Origin of the sequence: Rhizobium altiplani, from assembly GCF_001542405.1 — a bacterium.
In the GTDB taxonomy this organism is placed as follows: Bacteria; Pseudomonadota; Alphaproteobacteria; order Rhizobiales; family Rhizobiaceae; genus Rhizobium; species Rhizobium altiplani.
In genome coordinates this window covers 68,768-86,893 of record NZ_LNCD01000018.1, presented here as the reverse complement: position 1 = coordinate 86,893, position 18,126 = coordinate 68,768, and the positions used below count along the sequence as shown (strand labels likewise).

The 18,126-nt window shown below is 58.1% G+C and carries 16 protein-coding genes and 2 pseudogenes; 7 read left to right on the top strand and 11 right to left on the bottom strand.

Going from position 1 to position 18,126, the window contains the following annotated elements:
* Nucleotides 1-49: 49 nt before the first annotated feature.
* The 5 genes from AS026_RS03690 to AS026_RS03670 all read right to left on the bottom strand — a co-directional run bounded on the left by AS026_RS03690 (nt 50) and on the right by AS026_RS03670 (nt 5,449).
* On the bottom strand, nt 50-1,306 hold the full coding sequence (locus AS026_RS03690; protein WP_028747010.1) for an ABC transporter substrate-binding protein: 1,257 nt from the start codon (nt 1,304-1,306) through the stop codon (nt 50-52).
* A 45-nt stretch (nt 1,307-1,351) separates the two neighbouring features.
* Nucleotides 1,352-2,185 (bottom strand): carbohydrate ABC transporter permease, encoded by an 834-nt coding sequence (locus AS026_RS03685; protein WP_007539654.1) that lies wholly within the window; start codon nt 2,183-2,185, stop codon nt 1,352-1,354.
* Nucleotides 2,182-3,132, bottom strand: a complete 951-nt coding sequence (locus tag AS026_RS03680; RefSeq protein ID WP_007539655.1) for a carbohydrate ABC transporter permease — start codon at nt 3,130-3,132, stop codon at nt 2,182-2,184. Before AS026_RS03680 ends, AS026_RS03685 begins: the two co-directional genes overlap by 4 nt.
* Entirely contained in the window at nt 3,133-4,281 is a 1,149-nt protein-coding gene (locus AS026_RS03675) for an ABC transporter ATP-binding protein (RefSeq protein ID WP_007539657.1), read from the bottom strand. It abuts the gene before it with no gap.
* A gap of 346 nt (nt 4,282-4,627) precedes the next feature.
* Nucleotides 4,628-5,449 (bottom strand): MurR/RpiR family transcriptional regulator, encoded by an 822-nt coding sequence (locus AS026_RS03670; RefSeq protein ID WP_007539659.1) that lies wholly within the window; start codon nt 5,447-5,449, stop codon nt 4,628-4,630.
* Nucleotides 5,450-5,739: 290 nt separating this feature from the next.
* Between AS026_RS03670 and AS026_RS39195 the strand changes: the two are divergent.
* The 3 genes and pseudogenes from AS026_RS39195 to AS026_RS44395 form a co-directional block, all read left to right on the top strand.
* A pseudogene (locus AS026_RS39195) lies at nt 5,740-5,971 on the top strand (IS110 family transposase); the annotation flags it as partial.
* Between the two features lie 315 nt (nt 5,972-6,286).
* Nucleotides 6,287-6,586: a hypothetical protein gene (locus AS026_RS03665; RefSeq protein ID WP_028747009.1), complete on the top strand. Its 300-nt coding sequence runs from the start codon at nt 6,287-6,289 to the stop codon at nt 6,584-6,586.
* Nucleotides 6,587-6,609: 23 nt separating this feature from the next.
* Nucleotides 6,610-6,759 (top strand): hypothetical protein, encoded by a 150-nt coding sequence (locus tag AS026_RS44395; protein WP_412770328.1) that lies wholly within the window; start codon nt 6,610-6,612, stop codon nt 6,757-6,759.
* A gap of 48 nt (nt 6,760-6,807) precedes the next feature.
* Here AS026_RS44395 and AS026_RS42970 read toward each other — a convergent pair whose 3' ends face one another.
* The 5 genes from AS026_RS42970 to glmS all read right to left on the bottom strand — a co-directional run bounded on the left by AS026_RS42970 (nt 6,808) and on the right by glmS (nt 13,947).
* Nucleotides 6,808-7,053 carry a type II toxin-antitoxin system RelE/ParE family toxin gene (locus AS026_RS42970; RefSeq protein ID WP_081593648.1) on the bottom strand — a complete coding sequence of 82 codons (246 nt, stop codon included), beginning with the start codon at nt 7,051-7,053 and terminating at the stop codon, nt 6,808-6,810.
* Nucleotides 7,002-10,172 (bottom strand): efflux RND transporter permease subunit, encoded by a 3,171-nt coding sequence (locus AS026_RS03655; protein WP_028747008.1) that lies wholly within the window; start codon nt 10,170-10,172, stop codon nt 7,002-7,004. Before AS026_RS03655 ends, AS026_RS42970 begins: the two co-directional genes overlap by 52 nt.
* A complete protein-coding gene (locus AS026_RS03650; protein ID WP_007539669.1) occupies nt 10,172-11,245 on the bottom strand; it encodes an efflux RND transporter periplasmic adaptor subunit in 1,074 nt (357 codons plus the stop codon). The genes AS026_RS03655 and AS026_RS03650 overlap by 1 nt, the downstream gene beginning before the upstream one ends.
* A gap of 273 nt (nt 11,246-11,518) precedes the next feature.
* Nucleotides 11,519-12,049 carry an FMN reductase gene (gene msuE, locus AS026_RS03645; RefSeq protein ID WP_007539672.1) on the bottom strand — a complete coding sequence of 177 codons (531 nt, stop codon included), beginning with the start codon at nt 12,047-12,049 and terminating at the stop codon, nt 11,519-11,521.
* Nucleotides 12,050-12,120: 71 nt separating this feature from the next.
* Nucleotides 12,121-13,947, bottom strand: a complete 1,827-nt coding sequence (glmS, locus tag AS026_RS03640) for a glutamine--fructose-6-phosphate transaminase (isomerizing) (RefSeq protein WP_007539674.1) — start codon at nt 13,945-13,947, stop codon at nt 12,121-12,123.
* Nucleotides 13,948-14,392: 445 nt separating this feature from the next.
* Here glmS and AS026_RS03635 point away from each other — a divergent pair, with 445 nt between their 5' ends.
* The 4 genes and pseudogenes from AS026_RS03635 to AS026_RS03630 all read left to right on the top strand — a co-directional run bounded on the left by AS026_RS03635 (nt 14,393) and on the right by AS026_RS03630 (nt 17,162).
* Nucleotides 14,393-15,112 (top strand): hypothetical protein, encoded by a 720-nt coding sequence (locus AS026_RS03635; protein WP_007539676.1) that lies wholly within the window; start codon nt 14,393-14,395, stop codon nt 15,110-15,112.
* A 291-nt stretch (nt 15,113-15,403) separates the two neighbouring features.
* Nucleotides 15,404-15,669: pseudogene (locus AS026_RS39175) on the top strand (transposase); the annotation flags it as partial.
* Between the two features lie 684 nt (nt 15,670-16,353).
* A complete protein-coding gene (locus AS026_RS44130; RefSeq protein ID WP_328285769.1) occupies nt 16,354-16,494 on the top strand; it encodes a hypothetical protein in 141 nt (46 codons plus the stop codon).
* Nucleotides 16,491-17,162 (top strand): calcium-binding protein, encoded by a 672-nt coding sequence (locus AS026_RS03630; protein WP_007539680.1) that lies wholly within the window; start codon nt 16,491-16,493, stop codon nt 17,160-17,162. The genes AS026_RS44130 and AS026_RS03630 overlap by 4 nt, the downstream gene beginning before the upstream one ends.
* A gap of 536 nt (nt 17,163-17,698) precedes the next feature.
* On the opposite strand, the gene AS026_RS03625 is transcribed toward AS026_RS03630, so the two are convergent.
* Entirely contained in the window at nt 17,699-17,902 is a 204-nt protein-coding gene (locus AS026_RS03625; protein WP_062368635.1) for a hypothetical protein, read from the bottom strand.
* Nucleotides 17,903-18,126 lie beyond the last annotated feature (224 nt).

Sequence of the window (18,126 nt, the reverse complement as noted above, 5' to 3'; positions counted from 1 at the left end):
CCATGAAAGCGAGCGCCGAAGCGGGTCCGGCGCTCTTGGTAGGAGTGGCTTAGTTGGTCTTCGGGAGAAGCGCGCGAACCTTCTCTGCCATATCGGCGAGAGCTGCATCCGGCTCCATGCTGCCAAGCGCGATTGCGGACATGTCGTCGCGAATGACCTGCGAGATCTCGACACCGTTTTCGCCGGGCCAGGAGAACCACGGACGGGCGCGCGGCGTCTGCTGCACGCTTGTGTACCAGTTCGGGTGCTGCTTGTAGAAGTCGGCAAGGTGATCCTTGTCGAGAGCACCGGTATTCGTCGGCATATAACCGGTGTTCGGAACGACAATGCTCTGGCCGTCCGCGCTGGTGGCAAACTTCACATATTCCCAGGCTGCGGCACGCTTGGCTTCGTCCTTGGACAGGATGACCGCGACCATGCCGCCCGTCGGCATCGTTGCGGCCTCGGAGCCCAGCGGCTGTTTTGCCGTCGTCAGCTTGAAGCGCGTGCCGATTTCTTTTTCGAGGCCGCTGACGCTGCCAGCCGATGCGAAGAAGAAGCCGAGCTTGCCTGAGGTGAAGAGCTGACGGGCTGCACGGCTGTCTATCGCCGGCTGCGTGCCTTCCGTATGGAAGCGCTTGAAGAGCTTGGCGGCAGACTGACCGGTCGGACCGTCGAAAGCGATGTCGGTTTCCTTGTCGTTCATCATCTGGCCACCGAAATTGCGCACCAGGTTCTGTGTCGTCCAGTCGTCCGAACCGAGATCGTAGAACATGCCCGATGTCCCGTCGCCGAGCGCTCCGATCTTGCCGGCTAGCGCCACGAAACCGTCCCAGTCAGTCGGAATCTTTTCAGGATCGCCGCCGGCCCGCTTGATAAGGTCGGCATTGAAATAGACGACCGGCGTCGACATAGCGAACGGCAGGCCGTAGAGCTTGCCATCTATCTTGGCGAGCGACAGAACCTGATCGGTATAGCCCTTGTCGGTCAGGTGATCCTTGGCAACCAGATCGTCAATCGGCTCGATCAGGCCGCGGGCGACGAGCGGGCGCAGCACGTTGAAGCCGACATAATGGACATCAGGCAACTGGCCGGCCATGCTTTGGCGGATGAGCGCCTGGACGGCTTCGTCGTAGCTCGGGGCCGCTGCCCTGAACCCGATCTTGATATCGGGATACTTCGCTTCGAAGCTCTTGGCGACGGCTGCGTGAATAGGCTCGTGCTCGGCCCAGGCGTAATAGACGTCGAGCTTGGTTTCCGCGTGGGCGGGGGCGGTCAGGCCTGCCATGGCAAGGCCAGCCGCGATCATCATGGCAATCGTTTTCACGATGCTCTCCTGTCGTTCGTGGTTGGGTTGGGTTGTTGAGGATGCCTAGTGTCGGCCGACCACCAGACCCCTGATGAAATGCCTCTGCATTGAGAGGAAGAGGGCGGCCAGGGGCGCTGTGACGATCACGCCCCCGGCCATCAGCGCACCGACCTGACCGCCGCCGTCGCCTGCTTGCCGGAAATAGGCAATGCCAAGCGAGGGCATCATCATGTCGGGATTGGTTGTCACCACCAGCGGCCAGTAGAGGTCGTTCCAATGGGCCACGATGGAGAAAATAGAGAAAGCGGCGACTGCTGGCCATGCGGCGGGCACCATGATGCGCCAGGCGATCGAGAGCTCGCTGAAACCGTCAAGCCGGGCCGCATCAAGCACTTCGTCAGGGAAGGTGACGAAAAACTGTCGAAACAGGAAGATCGCGAAGACCGAGATGATCCAGGGCAGAATGAGCGCTGGGTAGGTGTCGAGCAGCCCCGATTTCGCGAGCGCAACGTAGATCGGAATTGTCGGGATCTGCACTGGCACGAGAAGCCCGAGCAGCACTGCGCCGAGCAGGAGCGGCCTGCCTGGAAAGGACAGCTTGGCGAGCGCATAGCCGCACGGGATCGCCACGGCAATTTGCAGGGTCAGGATCGCGAGACAGACCACAAATCCATTGGCCATGAAGCGCAAGAGCGGGATTGCGGTGAGTGCTGCGCCGTAATTCTGCGCGGTGCCGGCCAGTGTCGGCACAGGCAGAAGACCGCCATTGAAGATTTCGCTCTCCGGTGTACCTGAGGCCAGCACCATCCAGATGAATGGGAAAACCATGATGATTGCGCCCGAGAGCAGAACGGCGTGTGAGGCAATGCGCGATACGGGAGATTTCGCAAGGATCATGGCGTTCCCCTCAAGTTCTTCGTACCGGACGCCCTAGGGTCCGACAGGCGCATCTGGATCAGAGACAGCATCGTCACGAACACGAAGAAAGACACGGCGATCGCCGATGCATAGCCGACGCGGAAGAACCGGAAGCCCTCTTCGTAGAATGTATAAAGGACGACCATTGTCGACTTCATCGGTCCGCCCTGGGTGAGCACAGCAACTGTCTCAAACACCGAGAACGCGCGGATGACTGTCATGACGGTGACGAACAGCGTCACCGGAGCAAGCATCGGCCAGGTTACGAGCCGGAAGCGCTTGAAACCACCGTCTGCACCGTCGATCGCAGCCGCCTCGTAGAGCTCTTCTGGAATTGTGGAAAGTCCGGCCAGGAAGAGGATCATGTTGAAGCCGACCAGCTGCCAAATGCCGATGCAGGCAAGGGCATAGACCGCCATGGACGGGTCGGAGAGAAACCGTATAGGCGAGGCGCCGAGCAGGTGAAGGAACGCGTTGGCGGCGCCAAGACTAGGATGGAGGATCGCCTCCCAGGCGGTCGCGAGCGCCACAAGGGTTGCGGCGACCGGGAGGAAATAGGCCGTTCTGTAAAAAGCGGAAAAGGTGCACCGTGAAATCAGCAAGGCAACAAGCAGACCCCACCCGATCGATATTGGGACCACCACAAGGACATAGAGCGCCGTATTGCGGAGGCTGTTCGAGAAACCTGGGTCGGTCAGCATTCGACCATAATTGCCAAGACCGACAAAGCGGATACCGACCAGGCCCAAAGATGCGTCGGTAAACGAAAGGAACAGAACCAGGATCGCTGGGCCGATCAAAAGGGCAAGCAGGAGCAGCGAGGCTGGCAACGCAAGAACCAGCCCGGCACGGGCTTGCGCGCGGTCCGACTTGTAGATTGACCGCTCAGGGGCTGCTGCGAGAGAAACATCGTCGAGCACAGCCATCTAAGCAGCCTCGCGTTCGACACGTTCTCGCCGAGACCGACTTTCGGGGAAGAACCAGGCATTCTCCGCGTCTATCGTCAGAGCGAGGTGCTCACCAGGATGGACCGAGCGCGCTTGATCCGCCGACACTCGAACGACGAATTCGGCGCCCGCCTCAGCCTCGACAAAAAGGTTTGCGTCCGTTCCGGAATGTTCGATACGCGAAAGGCAGACGCGGAGGGTACCGGGCACATCATGCGCAGCAATGCTTGCGTGCTCGGGGCGAAACGCCAAGGTGCCGGGGCCGGTGGAGCCGATCGCGTCACGGAGTGCTATTTTGCCACCCCCGATGGCGACCATCCCGCCCACTGTGGCGGAAACACGGACCTCATTCAGGAAAGGCTGCGCGAGAAAACGGGCGACCTCAAGATCGACCGGATCACGATAGAGATCGGCTGGCTTGGCGATCTGACGAACGTGCCCCCGGAACATCACCGCGACCCGGTCAGATATTGCTGCTGCCTCAGCCTGATCGTGAGTGACGAACACCGTCGTCGCTCCCATTTTCTTGTGGAGTCGGGCGATTTCACCTCGTGTGTGAATTCGCAGCGCCGCATCCAGGTTTGCCAAGGGCTCATCCATGAGGAATATCCTCGGTGCACGGACCATCGCCCGTCCTAGTGCCACACGCTGACGCTGGCCGCCCGAAAGCGCCGGTGGACGCCTGTCGAGAAGGGCATCGAGTTTTAGAATCGCCGAGGTTTCACGAACCCGCTCGTCGATCGAGCGATAGCGTCCGGCGGCACCTGGCAGGGCAGCACCAAGGATCGGCAACCGCTCCAAGCTGCTTAGTTCGCGCATTACCAATGGCGCGGCGATATTGTCGTACACGCTAAGGTGCGGATAGAGCGCATAGCTTTGAAAAACAAATGCCAAGTCTCGGTCCTTTGCCGCGACGTCGTCGAGCTTTTTTTCGCCCGCGAACACATGGCCCTGGTCCGCTCGCTCGAGCCCGGCAATTATACGTAGAAGCGTAGATTTACCGCAGCCTGAAGGCCCAAGAAGGGTCACAAATTCGCCGGCGGCAACGCTGATCGACACGTCGCGCAGAACATTTACTTCGCCGAATTTCTTGCTGATTTTGTCTATGTGAAGTTCCAAAGCTGCCATTCCCTATCCACATGGTTAGCAGTTTTCTTAATGGTGCTTTATTTCACATTGATGACATCATGGAGTTTTATTTCATTTTTTGCAACTGGTTATTTGGAAGAGTTTTGGGGGAAGAGCGTCCGCCCTCCGGAAAAGCTCGTGGTGGTTCCACATGGATAATGTTGTAGGTGTTCGACTGCGGTGCAGCATGCTGAACGCCAGCGTAAGTGCACGTTCTCGAAAGAAAGCGTGCGGCTTACGGGCCACGCCAAGGGGCTTCTTACGGTCGCCATTCTGCCATCCTCGAGAAGAAGCGGACGCCATCGTTCTATTGGCGCTTTATTTCACCAATGTGACATATGGAGTTTTATTTCATTGGCCGGTTCAGGTGCTTGTCGAGCGCAAGCATCAGACATTCGATGACGAAAATCTTGCCAGCCACTGGCGTCAGCGTTCCGCCGAAAGGATTGTCATGCAGGCCTGAGGCTTGAAGGCTATAATGCGCGGCCTTGCTCAGAGGGCTTTGCGTTCGGTTGGTAACCGCGACGGTCGTTGCGCCAGTGGCGCGCGCACCTTTGAGGAACTGGACGGTTTCGACGGTCAAGCCCGAGACTGAGAATGCCACCGCAACGCAACCTTCGCCAAGCCCATTAGCAACTTCATGCGCCATATGCGAGTTCCGGAAGGCGAGCGCAGTCAAGCCCACGCGAAGCAGACGATATGCCAGCATCTCCGCGACAAAACCGGACATTCCCGCACCATAGATGTCGATGCGGCGGGCGGTCGCAAGCGCTTCGGCGATCCTGTCCAAGCTCGTAAGATCGACATGGCTGTGGGCGACCTCCAGGTTCTCGATCAGTGTTCGCTGCAGTTTGTCGATTGCGGGATCAGCACCTGAAGAACTGACAACGGCGAGTTGGGGTCGGCCGACTTCCGCTGCAAGCGCAAGCTTGAAGTCGCGAAACCCGGTAAACCCGATCTGACGGCAAAGCCGCAGGATACTAGCTTCGCCACTGCCCGCAAATTCGCCAAGTTCTGCCACGGACTGGCGCAGCACTTTCTCCGGGTTTTCCAGGATGTACTTCGCGATCCGAGCGAGTGCGTTTGGAAGCTGATCGATCTCCTCGTGCAACCGCGATAGGATCGTCTGCCGATCCCTGTTGCGCTTCTCGTCCCCAATGCTTACCAACCCGCGGCTCCATCTAGTTCGTGTCTTCGGGCGACGACAAACCGGCCCCGAACTTAGCCTTAGAACGCTACCGGATTCAAGATGCGGGCGATGTCACGTCGTTTCGCGAACGCGCTGACTAGGGCCTTGCCGGTGAACTCAGGCAACTGCGCCGGATCACGGCTTTCCACTGGGCCATGGCGCGGAGCCGATGAATGTAGGTGGAAAGCGGTGGTTCTTGTAGCTGATGGACGATGCGTTCATCTCAACCGAATTATCCGCCAACCGTTAAGGTGCCGACAACGTGACGTCGCCGCGGCGACCGTCATTTACGTGGGCTTCTCTACGTAGCTGCGTCAGTCATTCTGACACGTATCTCAAAGGAGAGTTACCTGCGGACATAGGGGCTTCAGCTCCGGGAACGCAGGCTTCAAAAGAGCCGCCGTGGCTGTGGCGCGCAAACTTGCGGTGATCATGCACACAATGCTGAAGACTGGTGAGTTTTTGATCCGAATGCGGGAGCCGCAACCTAAATCCGCATAGCGTTCAACGTCTGAAAATCCGAATCGTCCCTGCCGGGACGTGAGCCAAGCCATTCCATTGATGGGATTGCCTCGCTGTCTCAGCTGAATGAGTCGGAAGGCTCGTTCCGCGAAGCTCCATCATGCGGCGGCTAATGTCGACCGCGAAACACCATCACCCGGCAGCGTCTAATGATAAAACGAGGTCATGTCTTTCAACGGCCTCAAACATCAACGGGAGAAGCGCAGCATGAAACATATTGTGCACTGAATGTATCGGTCTTGAAGGGACCATCGTTGCAATGGCTTCAGAGGACTTGCCAAGGCAAGATTGCCGGTGATCCGCATCCAGGCCAAAGCATTTTTGAAAGCCAACCGAATAAGACGGACCGCAGGAAAAAGCCATCCCATCGCGAATGACATTCGCGGATTGTTGCGCAACTTCAGTCTGAAAGTCGGATTGGTCGGCAAGATCAAATTCGAGGAGCGGATCAATGAGCTGGTCGAACACAGGCCTGATCTACACGAAATCATGCAGCCATTGTTGGCTGCACGCAAAATGCTGCGCGACGAATTTACCAAGTTGCACAAGAAGGTTTTGGATTTGGTCGCGAGGATGAAGTTTGTCGCCGATTGACGACGATCCATGGTGTCGGCCCCGTGGTCGCTCTCAACTATACGGCAACCATCGATATTCCTGGTCGGTTTACACATTCAAAGGCGGTCGGTTCTGTGCTCGGGCGCCACCAGCGGCGGGGTAGGGGAGGGGCAGGCATTGAGGAAATGATGTCGCCCGCGATCTATGGATGAGGTTTTGATTTGCACTGAGAAGCTGGTTCTCGGCGGAAATTCGGGGTTTCATTTCTCGCCGGCCCAGTCTTCATGTCCATGGCGTATTAGGATCACGAAAATTGCTCCGTCCTCCTCGACACGGTAGACGATAAGATGGGCCTTGAACGGATGAATTCTGAACACATGCCATTCGCGGGTTGGCGGCAATGTGGGATTGATCGACAAAGAAAAGCATACGTCAAAAACGCCTGCAGTCCCGATCAAGGTGTGGGTTCGATGACCTTGTGCTGAGATGAAGCCATTTCTAGGGATTTCCCCGCATCGCCGCCGAGATCGCCTGGCAAATTACTGAACTCCGTCTCTCGCCCGCAGGTCGCGTGGCGTCGAAGCGCTCGGCGACCGAACGATTTGAGCAAATTTTGCAGGTCATCGACGAAGGTGAAGATGACCGGGATAATGATGAGGCTGAGCAGCGTTGATATCATCACGCCGCCGATCACCACGATCGCCATCGGCTGCCGGAAACTCGAATCTCCGCCCATCAGGCTGAGCGCAGCCGGCAGCATGCCCGCGGCCATGGCAAGGGTGGTCATGACGATCGGTCGCGCGCGCTTATGGCAGGCATCGAGGAGCGCCTCGAACCGGGACATGCCTCGGCGACGTGACATGATCGCGTATTCGATGAGAAGGATGGAGTTCTTCGTTACCACGCCCATCAGCATGAGAAGGCCTATGACGGCAGGCATCGAGAAGCTGGTCCCCGTCACCACCAGCGGCACCAGCGCGCCGCCGAGCGAGAGCGGCAGGGCCATCAGAAGCGTGAGCGGCTGCAGGAAATCTTGGAACAGCAGGACGAGCACCGCATAGATGCAGAACACACCGATTGCCATCGCAAGCGCGAAGCTCTGGAACAGCTCGGAGCTGCGCTGAAGCTCGCCGTGTTCCACCAGCGTAACGCCCGGCGGCAGATGCTGGAGAGCCGGCAGCGCCTTCGCCTCGCGGTTGACGTCGCCCAGAATGCGGCCGTTGAGTTCGACGGAAACGGTGACATTGCGCATGCGGTCGATACGGTCGATTTCCGAAGGACTGCCGCCGATGCGGATATCGGCAATCGATCCGAGATCGACATTGCCGTTGGTGCCGGCCACGCGCATGTTCTTAATGTCGTCGAGATTGGTGCGCGCCTCTGGCGAGAAGCGAACGACGATCGGTATCTGCCGCTGCGGCAGGTTGAGCTTCGGCAAGTCGGAAGAATATTCTCCGTTCGTCGCCACACGCACGGCGCTGGCGATCGCATTCGACGTCACGCCAAGCGCTGCTGCGCGGGCAAAATCGGGCGTGATCTGGATTTCCGGCGCTTGCCTCGCCGCCGTCGATGTCACGGCGCCGATGCCCTGTAGCGTCCGAAGCTGCTCCTCGAGCGCCGTGCTGGCGCAATCGAGCGCATTGGCATCGTCGCTGGCCAGAGTGAACTCGAGCTTGGTACCGTAGCCGATACCGACCGCCACACGCACTCCGGGGAGGACGGAAAGCGCCTGCCGAATATCGTTTTCGATCTCCGACTGCTTGCGGTCGCGCCCATCAATCGGCGTCAGCGTGGCGACGATCGCGGCAGACCCGACACTGCTCCTTGCGACCGTCGCACCACCGCCTGAGGATGCCGAGCCGACAGCAGCAAACACATGCGTCACGTCGGGAAACTCACTGAGAATATCTGCGGCCTTCCTGGTTACGGCGTCGGTTTGCTCGACAGTGGCGCCGGGCTGCAGGGTGAGCGTGATCTGCGTCCGCGAGTCGTCAGCGGCCGGCAGGTATCCCGTTCTTAAGAGAGGGATAACGGAAAGCGAAAGCGCAACGACGACGGCAGTCACGGCCACTGTTGTCTTCCTGTGATTGAGGGCAGCCTTGGCCATCGCCATATAGGCGCGCATAAATCGGCCATCCTTCTGCTCCGACGGATGAGCCTTCATGAAATAGGCGGCCATCATGGGGGTGAGCAGACGGGCAACGACAAGCGAGGCAACGACGGCAACAGCGGCGGTGATGCCGAACTGACGAAATAGGAGGCCTGGTATGCCGCTCATGAACGCCGTCGGTAGGAAGACCGCGACCAGCGTGAAGGTGGTGGCGATGACGGCGAGCCCGAGTTCGTTGGCGGCTTCCATTGCAGCATCGAGGGGCCGCTTGCCCATCTGCAGGTGGCGGGCGATGTTCTCGATCTCGACGATCGCGTCGTCGACGAGAATTCCGACCACCAGCGACAGCGCCAGCAAGGTGACGACGTTCAGGCTAAAGCCGGCGAGATACATGAACAGGAAGGTCGGGATGACCGACAAGGGCAGTGCCACAGCAGACAGGATCGTCGCGCGCCAGTCCCGAAGGAAGAGCCAGACGACCACAATCGCCAGGATGGCCCCCTCATACAACATGTGCATCGAGCCGTCATAATTGCCGAGAATTGATCCGATCAGGCTGTAGACTGCATGGATCTGCACATTCGAATGCGCCGCTGCAAAATTTTTCATTGCCGTGTCAACGTCAGCCGAAACACTGCTATCGGAAAACCCGTTCGAACGCTTGATTTCGACGGCGATCACCGGCTTACCGTCGAGATAGGCCATCGAGGAGCGCTCGGCGAAGCTGTCCTCGACCGAGGCGATGTCGTCGAGCCGGGCCTGCTGCCCGTTAGCGAGCGGTATAGTGAGCTCCCTCAGGGCCTCGACCGACTCTACGGCGCCGAGCGTGCGCAATGTCTGACGCGTGCCGCCGATCTCGCCGAGCCCGCCGGACTTGTCGCCTTGCACGGCCTTCAACTGCGCTGATACGGTCGCGGCGGTGACGCCGAACGACGACATCGTCGAAGGATCGAGATCGACGTGGATCTCGCGATCGATCCCGCCGATGCGGTTGACCTGGCCGACGCCCGGGACCGATAGCAGCGCCTTGGTCAGATCGTTATCGACAAACCAGGACAGTTCGGTCTCGTTGAGAGCGGTCGAGCGGACGGCATAGGTGACAACTGCGGAGCTTTGGACGGTGGCCTTCGTAACGATCGGCGTCGCCATCTGTGCCGGGAGATCGGCCTTGACGCTATCAACGGCATTGCGGACCTCATTGAGGGCCGTTTCGCTGTCTTTCTGCAGCTTGAAGGATACCTTGGTCGAGACGGTGCCATCGGTAATCGTTGTGAGAATATGATCGAGATGGCTCAAGGAGGTGAGGCTATTCTCGATGGTGCGGGCAACCTCCGTCTCGAGCTGCGTCGGCGCAGCCCCATCGAGCGTGGCGGTAACGCTGATGGTCGGAAGGTCCATGTCCGGAAAGTACTGAACCGCCAGCTGTTTGAATGCCCAAAGCCCGCCAAATCCAAACATCACAAACAGCAATATCGCTGGTATGGGATTGCGGATCGAGAAGGCGGAGAAATTCATCAGTTTTTCTCCGCAATTTTCACGAGGTCATTGTCCGACAGAAATGCACCGCCCGACGTGACGACCTTTGCCGACCGGTCGATGCCGGAGATGATTTCGACCTCGCCATCGTTGCGGCGGCCGGTTTCCACGCGGACCCGTCGCACCCGCTTGTCCTCGCCGGCGGTGAAGACGTAGCTGATGCCATCCCGGAACACGATCGCCGTCTCGGGGACGGTGAGCGCCGGTGTGGTCTGCAGCTCGATATTGCCAGTGACATAAAGGCCGGTGCGCGGACGAACCTCGGACGGAAGCGCAACATAGACGATCGCACGGCTGGTGTCGGTGCTGACCGAGGGGCCGACCAGCCGCACCTTGCCGGAAATGGCGTGACCGTCCGGTCCGTTGATCGCAACGCTCAAACCCTCCGAAATCCGCGGCAGATAACGCGCCGATACTTCCGCCTGCCATTCGACACGCTGCTGGCGCACCATGCGGAAGAGCTCGGTGCCGGTGGAGACTACTTCGCCGAGATCGCCCGAACGCGAGGTTATGAGGCCATCGTCGGCGGCGGTGATGGTCGTCTGCGCAAACTTGATCTTTTCGCTGTCGAGCGCGGCCTCCTCGGATGCCAGGTTTGCCGTCGCCGTCTGCTCGTCGGCGAAATATTCGGTGATCTTCTCGTCGGAAAGAGCGCCGGATGAACGAAGCTGGCGTGCACGATCCGCATTTGCCTTGGCCTTTGTCAGCTTTGCCTTGGCGATGACGACAGCCGCCTCCTGTTTGCGAAGGTCTGCCAGCACGCTGTCCTGCGAAAGCCGGGCCAGCGTCTGCCCTTTCGTGACCACCGAGCCGACATCGACCAGGACGTCGGTGATGCGCAGGCCGCTCGTTTCGGACGCAATGATTGCTTCCTGCCACGGTTTCAGCCAGCCGCTCGCGGGAACGGTTTCCAGCCAGTCCCGTATTGCCGGCGCCGTCAGAGAAACGGTCAGAGCAGGCGCGGCCGCCTGTTCAGCCATGCTATTAGCGGAGGGAAACTGGAGTGCTGCACAGACAAGAACGGCAGCGAATAGAATACACGGTTTTCTCAAATGGCAATTCCTCGCAGTTCACGGGTGTCCGCGCTCAACCGTGGCGTCAAAAATGTCGGCTGTTGTGGTGCAAAGTTGAAATGCCTGACGGTCTCGAAGGTGACAAAACTCAACTATTCAAAACATCTTAGCGGGACACCAGTGATGTCGGGCTATTGCGCCATCCAAGGCAGCAGTTTTTCGTCGGCTGCGAGGCGGTGAATACGGCTAAATCGCATCGTAAGGTTCGCGTGGGACAATAGTGCCTGTTGCGCCGCCGTTTGCTGAGTCTGCTCATCCTATTGCGTATGCTGCTTCCTCGACAGCCCGGCCTACACGCATGCGGATGGTCTCGGAAATCACCTCTCCGTGGGCGAAGTCATTACGCGTGGCATAGATTGCGGTCGGCATCGCAAGCGCTTCAAAGAACCCGAACAGAGGACGCAACTGATGCTCGACGACAAGCGAATGACGCTCGCCCCCGCCCGTCGCAGCGATGATGATAGGCTTGCCCCTCAGCGATGTTGGATCGAGCAAATCGAAATAGTGCTTGAATAGGCCGGTGTAACTGCCCTTGTAGGTGGGTGAGCCTACGACCAGGACGTCTGCCTCTAGCATCTGGTCTACGACCCCGCGCGCTTTAGCGCTGAGGTCGTCTATCCGTTTGGCTTTCAACAGTGAAGGTCCAAGGTCATCGACATCGAAGGACTGCGCCACCGCTTGCGTTTTGATTGCCAATTGCCCGACGATATGGTCGACGAATGTGCGCGTCGTGGACGGTCGTGTTATGTTGCCCGAGAAGCCAATTATCTTCGTTTGCGGCATGTCGATCTCCAAATGCTCAGCAGATATAAGTCATCTACACTCTGTCATTCGTCCCTTACGGAAACCACGGCCTATTCGACGGTGACTGATTTCGCCAGGTTGCGCGGCTGATCGACGTCAGTGCCCGCAAACACGGCGGTATGATAGGCGAGCAATTGGATCGGCAGCGAGAAGATCATCGGCGCTATGATCTCGTCCACATTTGGAAGAACGATTGTTTGCATCGTGTCGAGCTTCAAGGCGCTAGCGCCCTTCTCATCGGTGATCAAGATGATCCGTCCGCCGCGGGCCGCAACCTCCTGCATGTTGGAAACGGTCTTATCGAAAAAGCGGTCGTGCGGTGCGATCACGACAACCGGCATGTTCTCGTCGATGAGAGCAATCGGACCGTGTTTCAGTTCGCCGGCAGCATAACCTTGCGCGTGAATATAGGAAATCTCCTTTAATTTCAGGGCGCCTTCCATGGCCAAAGGGAAGCTCGTGCCGCGGCCAAGATAGAGTACGGCGCGGCACTTTGCCAATTCACGCGACAGAAGCTCGATCCTTGGTCGGATGCTGTTGAGCACCTGCCCCATGACGCGCGGCACCTCGGCAAGCCGGCCGACCAGTGTCTGTTCCTCCTTCTCCGTAAGGGTGCCACGCGCCCTGCCAGCAGCAACCGCGAGCGCAGCCAAAACGGCGAGCTGGCATGTAAAGGCCTTCGTAGACGCAACGCCAATCTCAGGACCGGCGAAGATCGGGAACACAGTGTCGGACTCCCGTGCTATCGTCGATTCGGGCGCGTTGACGACTGCACCGGTCTTCAAGCCGTGCTCCTTGCAATAGCGTAGGCAAGCAAGTGTATCGGCCGTCTCGCCCGATTGTGAGATGAAGAGAGCTGCCACCTGTGGCGAGAACGGGATTTCGCGGTACCGAAATTCTGACGCGACATCGATTTCGACCGGCAGACGTGCGTAGTGCTCGAACCAGTATTTGCCGATCAGCCCGGCAAAGTACGCAGTGCCGCAGGCGGAGATCGCCAAGCTTTGCACGTTGGCGAAGACCGTGTCGCGCCAAACCGCGACTACCTTATTGTCGCTGAAGTTGATGTAATGGCTGAGGGTATCGGAGATGGCCTCCGGCTGGTCGTAAATTTCCTTCTCCATGAAATGGCGATAGTTGCCCTTGTCGATCATAGGGGCCGTCACCAGCGAGATCTGCCGCGGTCGGGTGGTGACCTCGCCGTCGATATCGAAGATACGGACGCCAGTCTTGTCGATGACCGCCCAATCTCCGTCGATCAGGTAGGTGATCTCGTTGGTTAAGGGCGCCAGCGCAATCGCGTCCGACCCGAGGAACATTTCGCCGCTTCCGTGACCGATCGCGAGCGGCGGGCCATTACGGGCAGCCATGATAGTCGAAGGGTCTTCCTCGAAAAGCAGAGCCAGCGAGTAAGCGCCTCGGACGCGCTTCAGCATCGCATGCATAGCTTCGCGCCGGCCCATGCCGTCCCGGCGAAGTCTTGCCACGAGATGCGCGATGACCTCCGTGTCGGTGTCGGTTTGGAACTCGGCGCCGGCCGCGGTCAGCTCATCCTTCAATTCGGTGAAATTCTCGATTATCCCATTGTGGACGACCGCGATGCCGTCGCTAAAATGGGGGTGGGCATTGCGTTCCGTCGGCGCGCCATGGGTTGCCCAGCGCGTATGGGCAATGCCGATTGTGCCCGCCAGAGGCTGTTCTTTCAGCTTTGCCTCAAGATTGAAGAGCTTGCCCTCACAGCGCCGGCGATGGAGCGCTCCACCGTCGATCGTCGCGACGCCCGCCGAATCGTAGCCACGATATTCAAGGCGTTTCAATGCGTCTATCAGCCGGTCCGAAACCGGATGATGGCCGACAATACCCACAATCCCGCACATACACTCTCCGCGTTTTCGCATATCGGCCACAACGCGCTCACCTAGTCCCGTCAGTCTGGAGTGAGCGAAGCTACAATCAGTCTTTGATCGCCATGACAGCTAAAATTCCGTCGGAACTTCGTGGCAAAACCGTCATGTTGTCGCGCTAAGTAAAATTCAACGCGTTCTAACGGCACTCGACTTATTGGAAAAATCGATTCTTTGGATCGCACCCATTTACGTCATGGATTGTCATGGCACCAGTGATGGCTGCTGAGGCATTATGACGGACGTTACTCCTGCCTTTGGAAACCGGCCGGTTTATGTCCGAGGCGGCCCCCATCATCCTAGCGTCCGCTCACACCGCGTTCTAGGAGTCCCCTTCGAGCGGGGCTTGTGGGAAAGCCTCCCTGGCAATAAAAATCGTCTCAACGCTCATCAAACTCGCCACAAAGGATGACTTTTCGTGTCAATTTACTGTTGGAAGTTTATACGGGTTATCGCATTTGCACCTGCTGCTGCGATCATGCTGGCCGCGCATAGCATATCGGCGCAGGATTCGTTCACCACGGTGCAATGGCCTAACACGCCAACGGCACGGATTGAGGCACTTGCGATTCTGCAGACCTTGAATGCAAATCTCCTGAGTAATGCTAGCGCCACTTTGACGCTCGATCGCTGGTGTGCCGGACACAAGCTCGCACCGCTAGGTTCTAAGATCGTTGCACAGCGGGTTCGCGGCCGAGACAAGCCCGTCGATAGCCGCATCCGAGAACTTCTGGCGGTCGGCCCCGACGAGCCCATCGCCTACCGACATGTCCGCCTCGTTTGCGGCAATCGCGTCCTTTCTGAGGCCGACAATTGGTATGTTCCGGCAAGGCTGACAATGGACATGAATAAAGCGTTGAATACGAGCGACGTCGCCTTTGGCAGAGCCGTCCAATCTCTTAATTTCACCCGCACAAATCTATCTTCCAATTTGCTGTGGTCCCCTCTTCCAGAAGGATGGGACGTAGAAAAGGAGCTACCGACACCCGCAACGGGATCATCTCTTGTACTACCGCCCTTTCTTCTCGAACATCATGCAGTGCTGAAGCTTCAGGACGGCACTCCGTTCAGTGCGCTGGTCGAAAGCTATACGAGCAATGTACTGGACTTCCCTGCTCCACCTCTGCTTGCCCACTAGCTGCCCATTAGCGCTACGACCAAAAGCGCAGCGCCCGGGACGGTATTTTCGATCGACCGTAAGACAGCGTCGCCGTTGCCGAAGCTCGTCGGGGGCGTTTGTACCCGGCGAGCTTGCAGGGGTCGGTCCTATTCGGTGTTGTCGATGGGCGCTTGACGTTGGTTCGCTCCTTCTCGGTCTTCGTAAAAGGACCGTTCTTGAACCTTGCGGCGACCTCACTCTCATCAACCTGGCGACCCAAAGCCAGCCGCCGTTCGACGCGTCCATAATAGCGCCGAGACTGAACGAGTTGGTGAAAGCAAACGGGGCGGGCGGGTATCTTGTTGCGGTGACGCGATGATGCGATCCCTGCTGTACGAAGCAGCGCAAGTCCTGCTTGTAACCATTAAGAAATTGTCGTGGCTAAAAAGCGTGGGCGATGAATATCGCCAAACGCCGCGGTAGGCAAAAGGCGGTTGTAGCCTTGGCCCGACGGCTTGCGGTGATCATGCATTGCATTGTGGAGTGACGGAACCGAATTCTGCTGGACACAGGAGAGGCTGCCTGTTGCTGCGTAGTTAGCAATCAGGGTAACGAGAAAAAGGAGACAAGAAGATTTCGCCGCCGGTGGAAAGATGTCCTTCGCAGGACGACGGATGGTGAGTTCGCGTGGTTGTTTAGTACGGTCGTTTTTTGCGATCAGGTCGCCGATTAAATTGTTCCGCCTCATTCTTCTGGTCCCATAGTGTGAGGGCCGCACAGTGGATCCCGGAGAGAAGCGCGATACTGCGAAGACATCAATAACCGTAGCTACGGACAGTCAGAAGGTGTTTGACCTCACCACGCCGAACAGAGAAGACAACCCCATCAATACAGTCCCCGATGTCCCAGTGACGGACGGTGATTTGCCGTAACCTTGTCAGTCGACCAGTGGGTGCCCGGCCGCACACTTAACGGCCTCGGAAAGACAGTAACCGGGCGTGGAGCAAAAGACGCTTAACAATCATTCGCATTCAAAGAGCCAATTCACGACCTGACCACAAATCGTGCCAACGTGACAAACCCGATTTGAGAACCAGCCGTAGAATCGGATCGAGCTTTTTAATCGGCACCACGGGAGGCCAACGTTGTTCTTGATGTGCGCTTAATCATCCGTTCCGTCGATGCTTTGTATTCAAACAGAGAATTTCACAGAGTGGGTGGTCGCGGTTATAGGGAGTCCCGTAATAACCAAACCTAGTAACATTAGGAGCTTTAGAAGCATGTATTTGGGAACAGAATCCAATGATATCATCGAGGGCAGCAATGGTAACGATATGATCGTTGGCAAAGGTGGCGATGACAAGATCTACGCTCGTGCGGGCGCCGACCGCGTGTTCAGTGGAGGGGGGACGACCATGTGATCGGTGGTCCGGGCGGCGATCAAATCCATGGCGATGACGGTAACGACATTCTCTCCGGCGACAATGGGCACGACCAGCCGCGCATCATTAGTCACGACGACGACTATATCGATGGTGGAAGAGGCAATGACACACTCTTCGTGGGGGACGGTAGGGATTCGTTGGCAGGAGGCGAAGGCTCCGACACGTTCGTTTTCCAGTTCCACAATCCGACGCCGGGCACTCCAGAGCCGGGGCTTTATTTTGGGCCAATCCCGGAACCGGTATCGACGATCCTGGATTTTAACCCGGCTCAAGATACTTTCGCTTTCGATGTGAAGGGATTGGGCAACGATAATAGTGGTGCGAACTTTATCAATCACGCCGACCTTCAGGCGGGTTCCACCGTTGATACCTTCTATGAGGGCAAGGCCTCGGGTGCGAGCGGTGAACACGTCGTGGTAATCACAGACCAGAGTTTCGCCAGCGGGTCTGACGCAACGAGCGCTATATCCGGAGAGAGCGCCGGCGACATCATCGTCTACCACAACGCCGATACCAGGACCGTCGATTTAGCGTATGTTACTTCGCCTAATCACGTGGATGTCTTCGCCCACTTGTCGGAAGTAGGTAGCGTCTCAGACCTGGCTAACATGCACCTTACCCCCTCCGACTTCACCTTTGTCTGATCGCAGGATGCTTGGGCGGGTTCGCGCGCCAAGCCTCCAGTTGCTGCGTCGCTTCCGCTTGTTCAGGTTCCCGCGTCGGGAAACCGCGGTTAGGCCGCGAAAATCCTTTGCATGATCCGGTGTTCGACGGTCGGCCTATCGCCTTGTGCCGGGTTGACGCTGCGCCTCCAGCTCGTATCCGCTTCAGCAGCCGACGCACCTGTCGCAGCGTCAATGACTGCGACAGGGTACGGGCTTCCTTGCGGCACATGGCACCATTGAGGTTCTCGTAATCGTCCAGCGGCCGGTGCATAGGCGATGTCACGTTGCCGTGGGGAGGCGGTCGCGTTTGATCAAAGCGGGGCGGGCCAGTAGCCATGCGTCATCGCCGGGGCTGCCAGCAAGTGGCTCCGGCCGCAACTGAGAATCCCAGGCGGTCACGGCAATACTGTGAGTTGCCTCGAACGAACGTTTGATTAGCCTCCGAACGTTGGCAGGTTCAAGCCTCTTGCAGGTGATGCAGGAGCCTTAGCAGGTTAGGAGCTGCATCATTATGCTTACTCCGATTGAGCGTGTTCGATCTTGAGAATGGCTTCCTCGATCGACGCCACGCCGAGCAGCACCAATGCATCGGCCAAACAACGCTCTATGTCACCGATACTTCGGCCCTCGATTATGGCAACCTCTTCAAGCGTGCGGCCCTGTTTCAGCCGCCGAAGCGAGTTCATTTGCAGGGGGCAAAGGGGCAATGTGTTCGCCATCATCCTCTCCAAGCAATTTATAAGAATTCATGGAGGTCTCGCGCCGCTACCACGTGGCCTCGCTCTCGACCGCGGCTGCGCATGTTCATGACTTTCGCTATGGCGCGCGAAGCGTTGGGATGAAGAATGGCCACTAGAGATTTACCCCGTGGCCGGCGAGGAGGATGGGCGCTAAGCCGAGCTGCGGCACGACCGGTATAGAAAGCCGAGAGGGAAACGGCCGT